Source organism: Flectobacillus sp., assembly GCF_049240685.1.
In the GTDB taxonomy this organism is placed as follows: Bacteria; Bacteroidota; Bacteroidia; order Cytophagales; family Spirosomataceae; genus Flectobacillus.
On the sequence record NZ_JBMLSD010000459.1, the window covers coordinates 35,692 to 54,434 of the forward strand.

An 18,743-nucleotide genomic window follows, 5' to 3' on the forward strand; every position below is an offset into this window, starting at 1 on the left:
TAGAATATTAAGCGTTTTTGCGCTCGATAGCTTTCAAAGCTTTTTCTACGATGCTTGCAGCATTCAAACCATATTTTTCCATCAATTGAGCAGGAGTTCCTGATTCACCAAATGAATCGTTTACCCCAACATACTCAAGAGGTACATAGTGATGCTGTACCAAAACCTGAGCAATTGAATCACCCAAACCACCGTTGATTTGGTGTTCTTCAGCCGAAACTGCACAGCCCGTCTTTTTAACAGAGGCTAAGACAGCTTCAACGTCCAAAGGTTTAATGGTGTGAATATTTATGATTTCGGCATTGATACCTTTTTCAGCCAAAATTTCACCTGCTTGGATTGCTTCCCATACCAAGTGTCCTGTAGCAAAGATACTTACATCAGTACCTTCGTTTACCATCCAAGCTTTACCAATCTCAAATTTTTGGTCTGCTGGAGTAAATACTGGCACTACTGGACGACCAAAACGCAAGTAAACAGGGCCTTCGTATTCGGCAACAGCAATAGTGGCAGCTTTTGTTTGGTTAAAGTCGCATGGGTTGATTACCGTCATACCAGGAAGCATTTTCATCAAACCGATATCTTCCAAGATTTGGTGAGTAGCACCATCTTCACCCAAGGTCAAACCTGCGTGAGAACAAGCGATTTTAACGTTTTTGTTTGAATAGGCTACCGACTGACGAATTTGGTCATATACACGACCAGTACCAAAGTTAGCAAAAGTTGTAGCGAAAGGGATTTTGCCACCGATTGTCAAACCAGCTGCAATACCAATCATATTTGCCTCAGCGATACCTGTTTGGAAGAAGCGCTCAGGGTTTTCTTTGATAAAAGCATCTAATTTAAGAGAGCCAATTAAGTCAGCACAAAGTGCTACGACATTTGGGTTGGTTTGGCCCAACACCTGCATACCAGCTCCGAAACCTGAGCGAGTATCTTTTTTCTCTGTGAATGTGTATTTTTTCATCTTCCTATTTTTACTCGATTGCTTTTATCGAGGCACATTGCTTTAGTTTTGTTAAAAAATAATTTGCACTAGGGCAATTGGGATGGTTAGCTGCATTTTCAATGGAGAAACCTGAGTTAATCATTTTTTGAGCCATTGGGACTTTTCTAGGAAGCCCTCTGCCAGTAAATTGTATTAACAAAGCCCTTAAGGTATCAAAAGGAACATTTTCATTTTCAGGATAGTCAAAAATAAAAGATTCATTGAACAAATGAGAAAGCAAAGTACTATCTGCTAAAAACCAAGCTTCAATTTGCTTGATGGCAACAACAATAATTTGATTATCTCTCTCTGTAATTCGTTCCCTTGTTTTAGTGATACATAGATTATCATCTAAATCCGTTAAAATCACAATTTTTTCAGCTTCTTTTTTGATTAAGTTAGCTTGATGAATAAGAATATTGTGAGGTAGTAGGTTTTTATTACCTCCTGCATTTATTATCCCTACTGAAACTATATTTAATTTGCCAAGAATAGCTTTAAAATTGTCTGAATCTAGAATGAGTGCCTCTGTTTCACCTTCAACAATAAATCCAATTTTTACCACGGTAACCCACCTCCAAGAGTATTGGTTAACCATGCGTCATCCATACTTAATCCATGAAAATCTTCTCCTTTGAATTGTTTGATTTTTGTTTCACCCTTTATTTTATCAACGGTAATAATTTCTTCAGGAGTTAATTCAGATACTAATGTTTGAGAATGAGTATTGAGCCAAATATAGTGCCCTCTTTCTTCACAAGCATATCTGAAAAAGCCCACTAATTCTTTTACAACTCGTGGATTTAATCCATTCTCAGGTTCTTCAATACATAAAAACTGAGGTTCATCTGATTGAAAAACAGCTGTAAGAAGAGCGAGAATATTGTAGGTGCCGTCTGAGATTAAATTCTTAGGAAAAGGTTTTTTGATACCTTTTTCATAAATCAGTAAGGTATCTATATTACTTAAATCACTTGTGGCAACTTCTACTCTTTCAAAACCTGGAATAAATAAATCAAGCCATTCAGATATTTCTTCCTTTTTAGTTTCATCAAGTAAAATTCGCTTTAGAACTTTTTCGAGATTATTACCTGAAAATGAAAGTTTATAACTATCTGAAAAGTTAATTTTTTGTTTCTCCAAATTCTTTATGAACAAGCGTCGAAATGAATAACGAAACTTCCCTTCTGCTATTCCTTCTTCTTCACTTGAATTTCTAAACGAGTCATTCAGTTCTTCCCAAGGAAGTGTTTCAGTATTTGGATAGAATGAGGTTGATTCGCTGAAATCAAAAGACTCATGAATAATTTCAATCTGACATTCTTTATAGGATATGTCTCTTGTGATGATTTCTTCTTTTCCTCCAAACAAATGAACTTTATCCTTTAAAGGTAAAGGAATAATAAAAAACTCCAACGCCTCAAAAATATTACTTTTCCCTGACCCATTTGGGCCAACAAAGACCGTAAATGGATTGGGTTCAATGATTTCTAAATCTGCAATAGATTTAAAATTTTTGATATGTAATTTTTTGATTTTCAAAGTGATAAAAGTTTAGTATTCACTCATTCAGTAAATCATTCATTCACTCAATGATTAATAGTCGCCTAAAGTTTCAGGCAATTGTGCCAATGCTGCTGCCAATTGCTCGTCGTTTGGCGCAACACCGTGCCACTTGTGCGAGCCCATCATGAAGTCAACACCTGCACCCATTTCTGTGTACATCAATACCATGATTGGTTGACCATTTCCTGAAAGCTCACGAGCTTGATTCAAAACGCTTACTACATCAGCCATATCATTACCTTTCATGGTAATAACTTTCCAGCCAAATGCTTCGTACTTAGCACCCAAATCACGGTTGTTCATAACCTTTTCGGTTGGCCCGTCGATTTGCTGACCGTTCAAGTCAATAAATGCTACTAGGTTGTCAACTTTGTGGTGAGGAGCGTACATGGCTGCTTCCCAAACTTGACCTTCATTTTGCTCACCATCGCCCATCAAACAGAATACTAAAGAGTTGTCCTTATTTAATTTTTTGGCTTGAGCAGCACCAATGGCTACTGATAAACCTTGGCCTAATGAACCTGAAGCAATGCGAATACCTTCAAGATGTTCGTGAGTAGTTGGGTGACCTTGTAAACGAGAATTTAATTTACGGAATGTTGCGAGTTCTGCCACTGGAAAATACCCTGCACGAGCCAACACCGAATAAAATACTGGAGAGATGTGACCGTTTGACAAGAAGAACAAGTCTTCGCCAGTGCCATTCATATCAAATACTCTTTTGCCAGATTCGTCAGATTTTAGCGTCATTTGGTCAAAATAAAGCCCTACAAGCAAATCTGTACAGCCTAATGAACCACCTGGGTGACCAGATTGGCATGCATGAACTTGTCTCACAATGTCACGTCTTACTTGTGAAGCAACTTTCTGTAATTCTGAAATTTCCATTATTGATTAGTTATAAGTTATAATGCTTTTTGAGACATACGATTACTCGGTTATTACCTGACTCGTATGGTTTTTGGTATCGACTTTGCTAATGATGTCTTGAATCACTCCATTTTCGTCGATAATAAAAGTAGTACGTGCAGTACCCATGTAGCTTCTTCCATACATAGACTTTTCGACCCATACGCCATAGGACTCCACAACACTGTGATCTTCATCAGAGATAAGTGTGAAACCTAAACCGTATTTTTCAATAAACTTCTTATGAGATTTTGGACTGTCTACACTTACCCCTAATACAACATAACCTTTTGCTTTTAGCGCATCCAAATTGTCGTTTAGATTACAAGCCTGTGCAGTACAGCCAGGAGTACTATCCTTTGGGTAAAAATACAGGACTACTTTTTGTCCTCTAAAATCGGAAAGCTTTACTAATTCTCCATCTTGATTCTTTTGTTCAAAATCTGGAGCTACTGAGCCTACTGTTAGTGACATATCTTCATGGTTTTATTCTAGTACAAATATCGGGAAATATTAGGACATAATCCGAGAAAAAAATCCCTCGACTAGTAGGTTTTTGATTTATAGAGGTTTAAATGTATGGTGTCAAAAAGACACGATTTGAATATTCCACAAATATATGAGAAAAATTTTATTTAGAACAGTATAGAACACTTATTTTTTTCTATTTTTTTTCGAGGCCTTTATCGAGGCTTTTTTTACAACTTTTGGCGCTTGCAAGCTGTCAATAACTGCCGTGTAGGTTTTACTATTTCCTTGATTATCTATCAACTCCAAGGCCAAGTCGCCAATAAAATTCTGAGTAGAATCACTTTTGACCGACCATATTAATGATTTTTTATATTCGTAATCACACAAAACAAACTTGCCGTTTAGGGTAGCTTTGAATGACTTAATTCCTGATAAATTATCTGAAACATGAAATGAAAAACCATCTTTGGTTTTATTAACTAAGGTTGCTTTTGGTGGAATGGTGTCTGACAAAACCTGAAAGTCGCCAAGAATATCGGTTTTGAAAGTTACCTCACCATTACGCCAAGTACCCCCAAGAAATTTTCTATCATGATTGTATACTGCTGTTTTGTCTGGAGAAACAATGGATGTTGCAGGTTTGAAAGTAACTGTTATGGGCTTTTTCAGTGGAGTAAGAGCATCCGCAATCTGAATTTTATTTTTCTCGATTTTAGTGTTTAAATACAAGGTATCATACAGCGATTCGGCTGGGAAAAATATACTTGTCCCAAGAGTCTTAAATGTTTGGTCAATACCTGAATAAATCGTTCCTTGAATTCCAACAGGAAAATCTGTAGTGTCGATACGAATACTTGTAGGAACGCCTTTTTTCAAATCCCACAAATATATAGCCGTATTGCTTTTAACAAATGAAATAGGTAAACTCTCCAGCTTATTTTGAATTAGCACTTCACAAACTTGATCTGGCTTTTTAAGGTTTTTAGCGCTGATAATCAGTGTGTTGTGTTTTGTTGAGCTGGCTATCTGTGTTGGAGCACTGCTTGGAATTACAGTTGGGGCATTAGTGCTCTTGGCTTGACCTTTTACCGTAAAATGCATTACACTCATATTTTCGTTTGTATCCCATATTTTTATGGTTACTTGGCGTGTTTCTCCTTCCTTTACAAATATTTTACCTTTGTTGACGAGGGGTTTATAAACAGGCAGATTGATATTCCCATCATCAATAAAAAGCTTTTGCATTTTCTTACCCGAACTTTTATAGGTAGGGTAATCAAGATGTATGTTGATATCGTTTGAATACGCATCAGGAAATTTCTCCAAATGGAAAAAGTAGGCTTCTTGATTGTCAACGAGCATTTCTACACAATTCAAACCGTTTGTATGGTGCGTATAATTCATGCGATCGACAGCCATTAATTCAATTCCTACCCAGCCATTTGCCAGAATTTCGCCTCCAGCAATAGAATAAGACCCGTCATTGGATTTGGTAGGTGAATATCGATGCGTTTCAAAGTCACCCATCACTCGACTCTCAATTTCCAAGGGTTTTATGGCAATCTCCTGAAAAACTGGAGGAGTATTATCCACAATTTCAGTAAAGCCAAAAAGTAAAGGATTTAAAAGGTTGTTTCGATTGTCGCGAATCTCAAAATGTAAATGAGGGCCAGCCGAACCTCCTGTATTTCCAGAGTAAGCAATAAGCTGTCCTTTTTGTACAATAAATTCGTTTGGCGCTGGTTTTACCGAAATTTCAAAGGTTTGTTTCTTCAAACGTTCTTGTTTTACATAAGCCCCCATTGGTTCTGCGAATGCTTTGAGATGCCCATACACGGTGACTAAGCCAGTTTTGGGATGGGTTACGTACATTACATGTCCATACCCACGTGTTTGGATACGCATTTCTGAAATATAGCCATCGTCAGATGCATAAACAGGTAAGCCCTCTCGGCCTTGGGTTTTGATATCTAAGCCAGCATGAAAATGATTATGCCTTAAATCGCCCATGCCTCCAGCCAAATAGTTTAATTTATTGGGATTGATAGGGAAAAGCATACTGCCTTTGGGGTAAGGCAAAATAAGTTTTTGAGAAAAAACTATGTGAGATAAACTCCAGAATAAAAGGAATAAGACTTTCTTCAAAACACTCTATTATTAAAAGGTGAATCCACAGATAATTGCACAGTAGGGTAGAGGCTAAAAATTTTGAAGCGTTGATGAAAAGGAGGAGTCAGCAGGTGCAAGCCTGCTGACGAGCATATAATTTAACCTACTTGATTTCGAAATCAAGCATTTTTCTATCTTCAATATAAGCTGTAAGGCGGTCACCTATTTTTACGGCGCCCACACCAGCAGGAGTTCCTGTAAAAATAAGGTCGCCTGTTTTGAGGGTAAAATATTTGGAAATTTCGGCGATGATTTCGTCAAAATTCCAGAGCATCATCGAGGTATTACCGTTTTGACGAATTTCATTATTTATTTCCAGCCGAAAATTTAGGTTGTTCATATCTGCTATTTCTGATTTTGGAAAAAATCCTGAAATAGGAGCAGAGCCGTTGAAACCTTTTGCTTTTTCCCAAGGAAGACCTTTTTCTTTCAATTTGGCTTGTACATCGCGAGCCGTAAAATCGATTCCAATACCGATTTCTTCATAGTATTTATTGGCAAATTTTGCTTCGATGTTTTTACCCATCTTATTGATTTTCAATACGATTTCTACCTCATAATGTAAATCATTTGAAAAATCAGGAATATAAAAAGGCTCATTGTCACGAAGGAGCGCGGTATCTGGTTTGATAAAAATAACTGGCTCTGAGGGACGTTCGTTTTGAAGTTCAGCAATATGTTCGGCGTAATTACGACCTATGCACAAAATTTTCATAAAAAATCGTTAATAGTGAAATTGAAAGAGTTCTCTAAGTAATTTTCATCGAATATGCTCAAAAAACGATGATTATCAATCTTATAGCCAAGAGCTAATGCTTAGATATCATCAAACATTGGACGCTTATTGTGTTAGCAAAGTTGACGAATGTTATACTTCATTACAAAACTACGCCGAAATACTAGAAAATTTAGTACCTTTTTACAACTTTTGCGTCTGAATACAAAATATGTATAGTTATAAAGGCATTTTCAATTATTACAGCCTCGAAATGCCAACCGTCATTTTTTATTTATCAATTTATTTATCATTATGAAACGTATCTTATTATACATTCCGCTTGTTGTAGCAGGATTAGTTTGGGCTTGTAGTAGTGTACCTATTACGGGTCGTAAGCAATTTTTGTTAGTATCCGATGCCGATATGAATGCAATGGCGCTAACCAGTTATAAACAATTTTTGGATACCAATAAAGTAATTTCTCCAACTACCCAACAAGCTGCTATGGTAAAAAAGGTGGGAGATAAAATTGCAAAAGCTGCTCAACAGTATTTTGAGCAAACAGGAAATCCTGATTACTTGAAAGGATACCAATGGCAAACAGAGCTAGTTCAAAGCAGTGAGGTAAATGCTTGGTGTATGCCAGGAGGTAAGATGGTAGTTTATACAGGTATATTGCCTGTAACACAAAATGAAGCAGGTTTGGCAGTGGTAATGGGTCATGAAGTATCGCATGCTATTGCTAAGCATGGTGCTGAACGTATGAGCCAAGGAATGATTGCGCAGGGTATTTTGGCGGCAGGGCAGGTAGGTTTAGGAGTTGCGATGAAAGATAAACCACAAGCGACTCAAAATTTATGGAACACAGTCTTTGGTGTAGCGGCACCAGCAGGAGCACAGCTGACCTTATTAGCCAATGGTCGTGGTCAAGAGTCAGAAGCTGACCACTTAGGATTGATTTTTATGTCGATGGCAGGATACGATCCTAACGAAGCGATTGGTTTTTGGGGTAGAATGGCAAAATTAGGTTCGGGCTCAAAACCTCCTAAGATATTATCGACACACCCAACGGATGAGCAGCGTATTGCTGATATCAAAAGACTCCTTCCCGAGGCATTAAAATATTACCGACCAGCAGGTTCGGGAGGAATGCAGAGAAACTAAGTGTGAGTGATGAGTTTTGAATTGTGAATGATGAATTGTGAATGATGAATTAGGGTTGTACGAAGGATTCCAAACTATTGCGGATTTTGGATTTCTGATTTCGGAAATAAAGTAAAATACCTTTATTTATTACAAAATACAGAAGCTTACACTTCCGAAATCCAACATCCCAAATCAGCAACATCTGGAACCGCGTTAAACAAAAAAAGCTATCCCGAAGGATAGCTTTTTTTGTTTTGGGTATATCTCAGATTAGATAGTTCCGGCTAAAACTTTTTCTACTTTCTCAGCAGCTTCTTTCAAAACTACAGCAGAGTAAACTTTAAGACCTGATTCATCGATGATTTTAGCACCTTCAGCAGCGTTTGTTCCTTGCAAACGAACGATGATAGGTACAGGAATATCACCAATAGCTTTGTAAGCTTCAACAACACCAGTAGCAACACGGTCGCAACGAACGATACCACCGAAGATGTTGATAAGAATAGCCTTAACGTTTGGATCTTTCAAGATAATACGGAAACCAGCTTCTACTGTTTTAGCGTTTGCACCACCACCAACATCAAGGAAGTTAGCAGGCTCGCCACCAGAAAGTTTGATGATGTCCATTGTAGCCATTGCCAAACCAGCGCCATTAACCATACAACCAACGTTACCGTCAAGTTTTACATAGTTAAGGTCGTTTGCAGAAGCTTCAACTTCCAAAGGATCCTCTTCGCTAGTGTCACGCAAAGCGATGAAATCTGGGTGACGGAACAAAGCGTTGTCATCAAGATTCACTTTAGCATCAACAGCTAAGATTTTATTATCTGAAGTCTTCAACACAGGGTTGATTTCGAACATTGAAGAGTCAGTATTCAAATATGCTTTGTAAAGCGCATTGATGAATTTCACCATTTCTTTGAAAGCCTCACCAGACAAACCAAGCGCAAAAGCAACTTTACGAGCTTGGAATTGTTGAAGACCAACACGAGGGTCAATCCATTCTTTGATAATTTTTTCTGGAGAATGTTCAGCCACCTCCTCGATGTCCATACCACCTTCAGTAGAAGCCATAATTACATTACAGCCTTTAGCGCGGTCTAACAAAATAGAAAGGTAGAATTCTTTAATTTCAGAAGGACCTGGATAGTAAACATCTTCCGAGATCAAAACTTTGTGAACTTTTTTACCTTCTGGACCAGTTTGGTGAGTAATCAACTGCATTCCTAGGATTTGTTCTGCTTTTTCACGAACTTCTTCTAGGTTTTTAGCAAGTTTAACACCACCTCCTTTACCGCGTCCACCTGCGTGGATTTGAGCCTTCACTACGTGCCATCCGGTACCAGTTTTGGCCGTTAATTCACGGGCAGCTTCTACTGCCAGTGCTGGTGTATCAACAACGATGCCTTCTTGGATGCGAACACCGTAGCTTTTCAAAATGTCTTTAGCTTGATACTCGTGAATGTTCATTTGATATACAATTGTTTATGAAACTTTAATGTACAATGCAGGAAAAAGCTTCCTTTTGGGACAATGACCCAATAATGGTAGTGATTTTACGACAAACAATAGGGCGCATATCACTGTTATTGGAGAAATCGCTCGCTAAATTACTGACAAAGTTCTAAACATAGTGTTTTTCTTTGCTAAATATTTATAGCCTACGGATTATTTGTGCTTAAATCAATCTATATCAGTGGTTGGGAGAACGGCCTATTGCGAAATTAATTTTGTAACAATGCCTGAAAAAATTGATTTCTTAATGATTTTTTCACAACTTGGTCACAAGAACATATTTTCGCCAATAATTATAGCATTTCTCTTCTCCAAATTATAACTAATTTAAGAGATGTATTTTACTGATTAGTAGTAAATACTCAATTTAGATGATGTTAATTGAGTTTCTGTTTTATTTTTTGCCCTTACAGGTGTAAACTTGCAGGATGTATTAGGATAAATACGTCTTACGTTTCTATTTTTTTTCATTTTTTAACTAAACACATACACTTCATGAAGAAGCTTTTACTAATGAGTTTCCTGCTTGTGATTGGTATTTTGTTTCAATCAAATGCCCAAGAACGCAAGGTAACAGGAAAAGTTACATCTGCTGCTGATGGCTCTGGTCTTCCGAGCGTAACTGTGCAAGTAGTTGGCACTACAAAAGGTACCCAAACTGATGCCTCTGGTAATTTTACTATTACTGTGCCTAGTTCAAAATCTGTATTATCTTTTCGTTTTGTTGGTTTTCTAACACAAGAAATTACAGTAGGTGCACAAAGTATTATTAATGTATCTCTAAAAGAAGATTCTAAGGCTCTTGAGGAAGTACTAGTTGTGGGTTATGGTACACAAATAAAAAGAGATTTGACTGGTAACGTTGCCCAAATCAGCTCTAAAGCCATTGAAGGTTTGCCGGTAGTTTCTACCGAACAAGCTATCCAAGGTCGTGCAGCGGGTGTATTTATCGAGTCTGGTAACGGTAAAGTAGGGCAGGGCGTAAAGATTCGTATTCGTGGCTCTTCTTCAGTTTCGGCTGGCAACAACCCTCTTTATGTAGTTGATGGTATTCCTATCACCTCAACAGACCAATCATCAACGGGGGGGCCTACCAACCCAATTGCCGATATTAACTTCAATGATATTGAGTCGATTGAAATTTTGAAAGATGCAGCAGCATCTGCTATTTATGGTTCGCGTGCCTCGAATGGTGTGGTTCTTATCACAACCAAAAGAGGTAAGTCTGGTAAAACAAATGTAAACATCAACTACTTCTCAGGGTCGAGTGAGGCTACTGGCCATAGAGAGTTTTTGAATACAGCACAATACGTAGAGTTATTTACCGAAGCTCGTGTAAATAATGGCTATTCTGCTTCAGGAGGTTATACCAGATTTGATAGATACGCTTTGGGCGAAAGAGCTCGTTGGCAAGATCCAACTTCTGCTAATTACACAAGTACAAACTGGGAGAAGCAAGTATTAAGAACTGGAAAAATCAATCAGTTTGATTTGAGCATCACAGGTGGTAATGACAAAACTAAATTTTATGCTTCGGGTTCTTACAGCAAGCAAGATGGTATTATCGTTAAAAACAGTTTCGAGCGTATTTCAAGCCGTTTAAATGTTGACCACAAGGCTTCTGATAAGGTATCATTGGGTATCAACTTTAGCATGGCCAGAACATTCAATACTCGTTTGTCAAACGATAACGCGTTCTCAACTCCAATGCAAATTGTGGCTTTGTCACCTATTTCACCAGTAATTGACCCACGTACAGGAGAGTATACAGATAGCTATAACGGCGCTGTGGTTACTCAATATTACAACCCATTGTTGTCGATAAAATATACTGATAACAATACAGAAGTATATCGTAGTATTGGTAATGTATATGGTCAGTGGAATATTCTTCCGTCTCTATCTTTCCGCTCGGAGTATGGTTATGATATGTTGTTCCAAAACGAAGAGCAATATTACGGTAAAGAAACTGCAAGAAATAATACTACCGCAGTAAACGGAGAAGCATACAAAACGAATACGTTGATGTTCAACTACTCGACTAACAACTTCTTTAGTTTCAATAAAAATATCAACGACTTGCACGATATTCAAGCAGTAGGGGGTATGTCTTACCAACAATCAAAAAGAAATTACATGGATGCAACAGCAAGAAGCTTCCCAAGTAACTCTTATAAAATGTTGGTTTCAGGTGCTACAAAAGCGGATGCTAACTCTACTGAAACATTCTTTTCATTCTTGTCATATTTCGGTCGTTTGAACTATAAATTTAGCAATAAGTATTTGTTCGGATTTACAGGTCGTGTAGATGCTTCTTCTCGTTTTGGTGCAAACAATAGATACGGTTTCTTCCCGTCTGCCTCGGTAGGTTGGATTGTGTCAGAAGAAGAGTTTATCAAAGATATTCCTCAGATAAGCTATTTGAAATTGCGCGCAAGCTATGGTTTGACTGGTAATGCCGAAATTAATAACAATGCTGCCAATGGTTTATACTCAGCTGCTTTTGGTTATGTAGGTACACCAGGACAAAGACCTGTTCAATTGGCGAACCCTGACTTGAGATGGGAAAAAACTGCGCAAACAGATATTGGTGTAGAATTTGGTTTCTTCAACAACCGTGTTTCTGCTGAGGTAGATTATTATTTCAAGAAAACATCAGATTTATTACTTAACGTAAACGTTCCTGGTACAAGTGGTTATTCTTCATTGTTGAAAAACGTTGGTGAATTAGAAAATAAAGGTTGGGAGTTTGTATTAAGAACTGATAACTCTTTTGGTGATTTGAAATGGAAGGCTGCTATCAACGCTGCAACAAACGTGAATAAAATCTTGAACTTGCAAGGTCAGGTAATTACGGGAGGTTTCTTAAACAGAGCGGTAGAAGGACAACCTTTAGGTGTTTTTGTTGGTCCAGAATATGCCGGTGTTGACCCAGCAAATGGTGACGCTCTTTACTACAAGAATACAAAAAATGCAGATGGCTCAGTTGACAGAGCTACTACTAACGATGTAAACCAAGCAGAATATGTCGTAATAGGCAATCCTAACCCTAAATGGATTGGCGGTATCACTAACGAATTCTCTTACAAAGGAATTGACTTCTCATTTACATTCCAAGGTGTTTATGGTAATTCTGTATACAACGGAGCTGGTAAGTTTATGTCTGCTAATGGTGATTTCTATGATAACCAAACCATCGATCAAATGAACCGTTGGCAAAAACCAGGTGATATCACAAACGTTCCTCAAGCAAGATATTTGGGTGGTAATGGTACAGCAGAGTCTTCTCGATACTTGCAAGACGCTAGCTATACTCGTTTGAAAACAATTACATTGGGCTATACTTTCCCTAGCTCAGTAGTCAATAAGTTGAAATTGAGCAAATTGAGAGTGTATGCAACAGCAAATAACTTGTTGACATTTACAAAGTACACAGGATGGGATCCTGAAGTTAACACTGACTACTTGGGTGGTGTAGCTGCTGGTAACGACTTCTATTCGGCACCTCAACCTAAGACTATCACAGTAGGTTTGAATTTAGGTTTTTAATTAGAGAGAAGTTGAAAGGTTAACTTAAAATCGTAAAACAATGAAATTGAAACATACATTAATATATACAATCGCTCTTGGACTATTCCTTTCAAGTTGCGACAACAAACTAGACGTAAAGCCTGTAACTAATATTGATGCCTCGACAGCGGTACAGACGTCGGCAGATGTGGAGGCAATCTTGATTGGTGCATACGACTCAATGGGTGATGCAGATGTTTTGGGTGGTAACCCACAGCGTGATGCTGAGCTAATTGGTGATAATGGCGATATCGAGTGGCAAGGTACTTTTGTGGCTCCTGCTCAGATATTCAATAAGAATATGTTGAGAGATAATGGTCAGGCTGCTACTACTTGGTTAGATACCTATCGTACCATTAACGTTGCCAATACGGTATTGGCAAACCTTGGTGTAGTAACAACTGCTAAGAAAAGTAAGGTCGAAGGCGAAGCTAAGGCAATTCGTGCTTGGATGCTATTTAACTTGGTAAGAGCTTATGCCAAAGCTTATGTAGATGGTGATCCAAAAACCAATTTGGGTGTACCTGTTGTAACTACGCCAACTGCAGCCATTACTGAAGCAAACTTTGTTTCAAGAAATACAGTTGAGCAGGTTTATCAGCAAGTAATTACAGATCTTACTAGTGCGGAGTCGTTGTTGCCAGCAACTAACGGGATTTTTATCAATAAATTTACTGCAGCTGCACTATTGGCACGAGTATATTTGTCTCAAGGTAACTACGAATTGGCTCGTCAAGCAGCCAACCGTGTGATTACTTCAGGAGGATATTCACTGGTTGCTTCTTTTGATTTGGCATTCAACAATCGTTCAAATTCTTCAGAAGATATCTTTGCTGTACAACAAACAGAGCAAGACAATGATAACGGATATAATACCTTCTTTGCCTCACCTGATTTTGGTGGTAGAGGAGATATCAAAATCAACGATCAACACTTAGCTTCTTACGAATCTGGTGATGAGCGTGGGTTGTTCTTCTATGAGTCTGGAGATATTTTTACAGCGAAATGGGCAGACCAGTTTGCTAATATCCCTCAGATTCGTCTGGCTGAAATGTATTTGATTCGTGCTGAGGCTAACTTCCGTTTGGGAGGTGCTCCTGTAGGAGCTACTGCCTTATCGGATATCAACCGCATAAGAGCTCGTGCTAATGCATCGTTATACACGTCATTGACGCTGGATGCTATTTTGAAAGAGCGTCGTTTTGAACTGGCTTTTGAAGGGCATTTGATTCACGATATCAAGCGTAATAAGCAGACGATTGTTAAGAACTTTGGTAACGAATCGAGAGTTTACACATTCAATTCTCCAAAATTGGTATTCCCAATTCCAATGAGAGAGACTGACGCAAACTCTCAATTGGTTCAGAATGAAGGTTATTAATAACTGAATAAGTCACTGCAAAAGGCATCAGCTCATCAGAGCTGGTGCTTTTTGTTTTTAGGGATATTTCCTTTTTCAGAATTATTATCGTTTTTTTGCTATCTCAAAATGTTGTAACCGGTTTTACCGTTTTAATCAAGATGCAAATAATGCTCGCACATTACATGCAAGGCATCTAAAATATCAGTTAAGAATGTTAATAGCAAAAAATATCATAAAACGCTACGCTTCCTTACAGGTACTTAAAGGGATAGACTTGAATATCAGTAAGGGTGAGATTGTCTCAATTGTTGGTGCTTCGGGTGCTGGAAAAAGTACATTATTGCATATACTTGGCACGCTCGATCAGCCAGATACAGGAAGTTTACTCATTGATGGACAAGATGTAACTCAGTTAGGCGAGAAGGCTTTAGCTACTTTTAGAAATGAAAAAATTGGGTTTATTTTTCAATTTCATAACCTCCTTGGAGAATTTTCAGCCTTAGAGAATGTTTGTATGCCCGCTTTTATTAGTGGCAAAGGTGATAACGCTACCAAAGAAAGGGCAGAGGAGTTATTGGTAATGTTAGGGCTGAAAGATAGAATCAATAATCTCCCTTCACAAATGTCGGGTGGTGAGCAGCAGCGTACTGCTGTAGCCAGAGCATTGATGAATGCACCTGCAATTATTTTTGCTGATGAACCATCGGGTAATTTAGATTCAAAAAATGCTCAGGAGCTTCATGAATTGTTTTTTACCTTGAGGGATAAGTTTCAGCAAACTTTCGTTATTGTAACTCACAATGAGGAATTGGCTAACATGGCAGATCGAAAACTCATTATGCAGGATGGTTTAATTTTAAAATAATTAAGTGGGAAATAGGGGCGATAAGCAATAGGCAATAGGTATTGGTTTGCGCAAAAGTAAGTTTTTTGATTACAAGAAGACAAGTTAAAACTCTTTGCCTATTGCCTAAAGCAAACAACTTAATGGTTACAGGTATTAGCTAGTTCTGCCGCCCACGATTTTATCGTATTCGGTATCGTTTGGTTCCCAGAGTTCAATTTTATTTCCTTCAAGGTCGAGGATATGTACAAATTTACCAAACTCGAGTTCTTCGATTTCATCCAAAATAGTAACTCCTTCTACTCTTAGCACTTCCACTAATTCTCTCAAATTATCCACCCGATAGTTTATCATAAATTCTTTATTGGATGGGGCAAAGTATTGAGTGCTATCAGGAAATGGGCTCCATTGTGTAAATCCTTTTTGGTCGTCCATTTGACGCCACTCAAAATTAGTTCCGTATTCGTCGGTATTGAAGCCCAAATGCTCTTCATACCAGTCTTTTAGTTGCTGAGGGTCTTTACATTTAAAAAAGACTCCACCGATACCCGTAACTCTTTTCATCAATATTTTTTAGTTAGCTTGGAATTATTTGGACACTCAGGGGGATAATTCCAAATTTAAGATAAAGCATACAAATTATGATGGAAATTTGCTAAAAATACCATTTTAGCTAAATCTAATGCCTTGTATTTCAAATAGCTGGATGTTAAGGATAGGTATCATGTTGTATGATTCCAATTCTACGTAGAACAAGAATCAATAGGAAGATTGATTTGTGTAAGAAATAGGTAGGTTATCAACTCAAATATTAAGTTCACAAGATGTTTCTTTACTTTAACAACAGATTCGTATTAAATTGCAGATTGTTTTGTAAGATACTGTAGCTGATTCGTTATTTTTGCAAGGATGAAACTTTTCGATTTTAAATATTCACGCCAGTCTATTGGTATTTTCCTCGTATTTATGGGGTCTCCTTTGATTTTCTTTTTCAAAGAAACCTTGGGCTTTGGTGGTTCTTCAGCTTTTACGCTTCTAAGCTTTTGCTTAGGGTTTGTCTTGATGATATCGATGGATACTTTCCGTAGGTTCTACAAATTAAATGTTCCAATTTTTAGATTAGGGGTAATTTTTACACTAGTTTCCCTTATTTATTTTTATGCATACAACGATGTCTACACCGATAGTTACATCGTGGGAAGGGATATTGCCAATTATATGCTAATTGCAGTATTTTTCTTTATGCTCATTTCTGTATCAAATGAGGTCAAAGAGTATTTTTTACCAGTGACGGTAGCGCTTACTTTTTTAGGAAGTATTTGTCTTATTTACTCGATGGCAACCAACCCTTACTTCGTACTTGGGCAAAGGGCAACGGTTGTTTTTGGTGATGGAACTACCGCTACAAGCGGAAACCCACACGTATACGCTAGAAATGCCTTTGCAGGAATTTTTGCCTCCTACTTTATGCTTCAGACAAGAAATTCCTTATGGAAATTATTTTGTATTCTTAATTTATTGATTTCTCTAGCAGTGTTGGTCATGGCGCAGGTAAGAACAATCTATCTAGCATTCTTTATCGCTGTGGCTCTATATTTTTATTTTAATTCTTCTTTATCAAGTATCAGAAAAGCGATTAGAGGATTCTTTAGCCCTCGTAATATTTTTATTCTTTGTTTGTTGCTGGCTGGAGTCGTTTACTTTTTTGCTACTCACCAACAACTTATTGAGATTCTTCTAAATTACTATTCTAGCTCAAGCACAGCCTTAACAAAGGCCGTATTGACAGCTATAGGAATGGCCGATGAGAAAACATTAGATTATTCAGCTCTTGGTCGTGTTGGAAATTTTGAGTATTTCAAATCTATCCTCTACAGTGAGCCACATTCTTTGATTTTGGGCAAAGGTTATCGTTTTTGGTATATGGATATGCCTATTGTGGAGGCCTTTCTTGATTATGGGATTATCGGCTTGTGGAGTTTTGGTCTAATGAACCTTTTGATTCTAAAGGAATCCCTCAAAGCGATGAGAGAGCGAAATAACCCTTTTGTCATGTTTTTAGGATATTTTTATATAACCTACTTCTTAGGTCTTTTTACAGGTGGACGCCCCAATGACACACCATACTGGTTTGTGTTTGCAGTAATGATTCGTTTTGTAGGAGTAAAATATTTGGATTTAATTCCGAAAATGGGTTCAAATACCGACAAACATGACTTGTCAAGTCCTTCTACCACGGCATAAACATGAGGGTTCTGATTATTCACAATGTGCTATGGGCACATTATAAGTCGCTGGTGTTTGAAGAGTTATTTAAGATAAGTCAAAAGGATGAAAATTTTAAGCTTTTGGTGGTTCAAATTGCCGTAACTGAAAGAAGTAGAGTTTCGATGGGATCTTTAGACCGTTCAACGATTGCCTATCCATACGAATTAATACAAGATGGTATTTTGGAGGAGGTTCCTCTAAAAAAACGCATAACCGGAATGCTATCGGCCATTCAAAGATTCAAGCCAGATGTAGTCAATATAACAGGTTATTACGATTTGGCGTTTTGGGTCGTGTTGTTTTATTGCAAGCTTAATGGGATAAAAACAATACTTTCTAATGAATCAACAGCAGGCGATCATCAGAGAAAAGGTTTTAAAGAAAAACTGAAAGCATTTTTTGTCAGACAATTTGATGGTTTTTTTAATTTTGGAACCCTATCTGCAAAATATATGACTGAGTTGGGCGCTCGTCCGCATCAGCTATTGGTCAATAAAAATTGTGTTGATAATCAAAGTATAAGGAGTATCTACAAAAATGCCTATCTAAACAGAGAACAGTCACAAATTAATCAAAACCTACATCAGCATAACTTCATTTTTGTGGGTCGTTTAATCCCTTTCAAAAACTTGCCTGTATTGATGGAGGCATTTCAGGAGGCATTGGCGCAAACTAAGGCAAGAAACTGGGGACTGATATTGCTCGGCGACGGGGAGCAAAAAGTGGAATTAGAGAAGATTGTTTCTGAGAATGGATTTAAACAAATCACATTCTTACCAAGTGTCGGATGGAAAGAAGTACCTACGTATTTGGCATTAGCGGATGTACTGGTTCTACCAAGTTATTCTGAACCTTGGGGATTGGTCGTAAACGAAGCTATGGCTTGTGGTATGCCTGTGATTGTTTCAGAACGTTGTGGATGCGCCCCTGATTTAGTGCAAAACCAACGCAATGGAATCATAATAAATCCGTACTCGGGCAAAGAGCTTGCCAATGCACTAGCGTCTTTTATGGATGGCTCATATAGTATTCATGATATGGGTAGGGTTTCGGAGAAAATCATTGAGGAGTACACACCACAAATCGTGGCAAAAGAAATGTACGAAGGCTTTAAACGCAGTAGTCAGGCAAAAGGCAAATAGCTTTAAAATGCTTTTCATTATTAAGGATATTTATTTGTGATTTAGGCGATAGGCAAGAGGCACAAGGCAAAGAG

The 18,743-nt window shown here is 37.8% G+C and carries 15 protein-coding genes; 6 read left to right on the top strand and 9 right to left on the bottom strand.

What is annotated here, in order from left to right; genetic code table 11:
* Positions 1–7 precede the first annotated feature (7 nt).
* The 7 genes from ACOVQ4_RS21180 to ACOVQ4_RS21210 form a co-directional block, all read right to left on the bottom strand.
* Complete coding sequence (locus tag ACOVQ4_RS21180; protein ID WP_421822593.1) at positions 8–967, bottom strand: transketolase family protein; 960 nt, start codon at positions 965–967, stop codon at positions 8–10.
* 10 nt (positions 968–977) lie between these two features.
* Entirely contained in the window at positions 978–1,553 is a 576-nt protein-coding gene (locus ACOVQ4_RS21185; RefSeq protein WP_421822594.1) for a hypothetical protein, read from the bottom strand.
* Positions 1,547–2,530, bottom strand: a complete 984-nt coding sequence (locus tag ACOVQ4_RS21190; protein ID WP_421822595.1) for an AAA family ATPase — start codon at positions 2,528–2,530, stop codon at positions 1,547–1,549. The genes ACOVQ4_RS21185 and ACOVQ4_RS21190 overlap by 7 nt, the downstream gene beginning before the upstream one ends.
* Before the next feature lie 54 nt (positions 2,531–2,584).
* Complete coding sequence (locus tag ACOVQ4_RS21195) at positions 2,585–3,442, bottom strand: transketolase (protein ID WP_283373043.1); 858 nt, start codon at positions 3,440–3,442, stop codon at positions 2,585–2,587.
* 42 nt (positions 3,443–3,484) lie between these two features.
* Positions 3,485–3,937, bottom strand: coding sequence for a thioredoxin-dependent thiol peroxidase (bcp, locus tag ACOVQ4_RS21200; RefSeq protein ID WP_421822596.1), 453 nt, complete (start codon positions 3,935–3,937; stop codon positions 3,485–3,487).
* A gap of 180 nt (positions 3,938–4,117) precedes the next feature.
* Positions 4,118–5,992: a M23 family metallopeptidase gene (locus tag ACOVQ4_RS21205; protein ID WP_421822597.1), complete on the bottom strand. Its 1,875-nt coding sequence runs from the start codon at positions 5,990–5,992 to the stop codon at positions 4,118–4,120.
* Between the two features lie 214 nt (positions 5,993–6,206).
* Positions 6,207–6,818, bottom strand: a complete 612-nt coding sequence (locus ACOVQ4_RS21210; protein WP_421822598.1) for a fumarylacetoacetate hydrolase family protein — start codon at positions 6,816–6,818, stop codon at positions 6,207–6,209.
* A 315-nt stretch (positions 6,819–7,133) separates the two neighbouring features.
* On the opposite strand from ACOVQ4_RS21210, the gene ACOVQ4_RS21215 reads away from it, so the two are divergent.
* Positions 7,134–7,985, top strand: coding sequence for a M48 family metallopeptidase (locus ACOVQ4_RS21215; RefSeq protein WP_421822599.1), 852 nt, complete (start codon positions 7,134–7,136; stop codon positions 7,983–7,985).
* A gap of 252 nt (positions 7,986–8,237) precedes the next feature.
* On the opposite strand, the gene sucC is transcribed toward ACOVQ4_RS21215, so the two are convergent.
* Positions 8,238–9,437, bottom strand: coding sequence for an ADP-forming succinate--CoA ligase subunit beta (gene sucC, locus ACOVQ4_RS21220; protein WP_095163460.1), 1,200 nt, complete (start codon positions 9,435–9,437; stop codon positions 8,238–8,240).
* A 540-nt stretch (positions 9,438–9,977) separates the two neighbouring features.
* Between sucC and ACOVQ4_RS21225 the strand changes: the two genes are divergently transcribed.
* The 3 genes from ACOVQ4_RS21225 (at position 9,978) to ACOVQ4_RS21235 (ending at position 15,280) form a co-directional block, all read left to right on the top strand.
* Complete coding sequence (locus ACOVQ4_RS21225; protein WP_421822600.1) at positions 9,978–13,031, top strand: SusC/RagA family TonB-linked outer membrane protein; 3,054 nt, start codon at positions 9,978–9,980, stop codon at positions 13,029–13,031.
* A gap of 40 nt (positions 13,032–13,071) precedes the next feature.
* Positions 13,072–14,433 carry a RagB/SusD family nutrient uptake outer membrane protein gene (locus ACOVQ4_RS21230; protein ID WP_421822601.1) on the top strand — a complete coding sequence of 454 codons (1,362 nt, stop codon included), beginning with the start codon at positions 13,072–13,074 and terminating at the stop codon, positions 14,431–14,433.
* 193 nt (positions 14,434–14,626) lie between these two features.
* Positions 14,627–15,280, top strand: a complete 654-nt coding sequence (locus ACOVQ4_RS21235) for an ABC transporter ATP-binding protein (RefSeq protein ID WP_421822602.1) — start codon at positions 14,627–14,629, stop codon at positions 15,278–15,280.
* 135 nt (positions 15,281–15,415) lie between these two features.
* On the opposite strand, the gene ACOVQ4_RS21240 is transcribed toward ACOVQ4_RS21235, so the two are convergent.
* Positions 15,416–15,823, bottom strand: a complete 408-nt coding sequence (locus ACOVQ4_RS21240) for a VOC family protein (protein WP_421822603.1) — start codon at positions 15,821–15,823, stop codon at positions 15,416–15,418.
* Between the two features lie 345 nt (positions 15,824–16,168).
* Here ACOVQ4_RS21240 and ACOVQ4_RS21245 point away from each other — a divergent pair, with 345 nt between their 5' ends.
* Both ACOVQ4_RS21245 and ACOVQ4_RS21250 read left to right on the top strand, forming a co-directional pair.
* Entirely contained in the window at positions 16,169–17,503 is a 1,335-nt protein-coding gene (locus ACOVQ4_RS21245) for an O-antigen ligase family protein (protein ID WP_421822604.1), read from the top strand.
* Positions 17,504–17,505: 2 nt separating this feature from the next.
* Positions 17,506–18,669 (top strand): glycosyltransferase family 4 protein, encoded by a 1,164-nt coding sequence (locus tag ACOVQ4_RS21250; RefSeq protein ID WP_421822605.1) that lies wholly within the window; start codon positions 17,506–17,508, stop codon positions 18,667–18,669.
* Positions 18,670–18,743 lie beyond the last annotated feature (74 nt).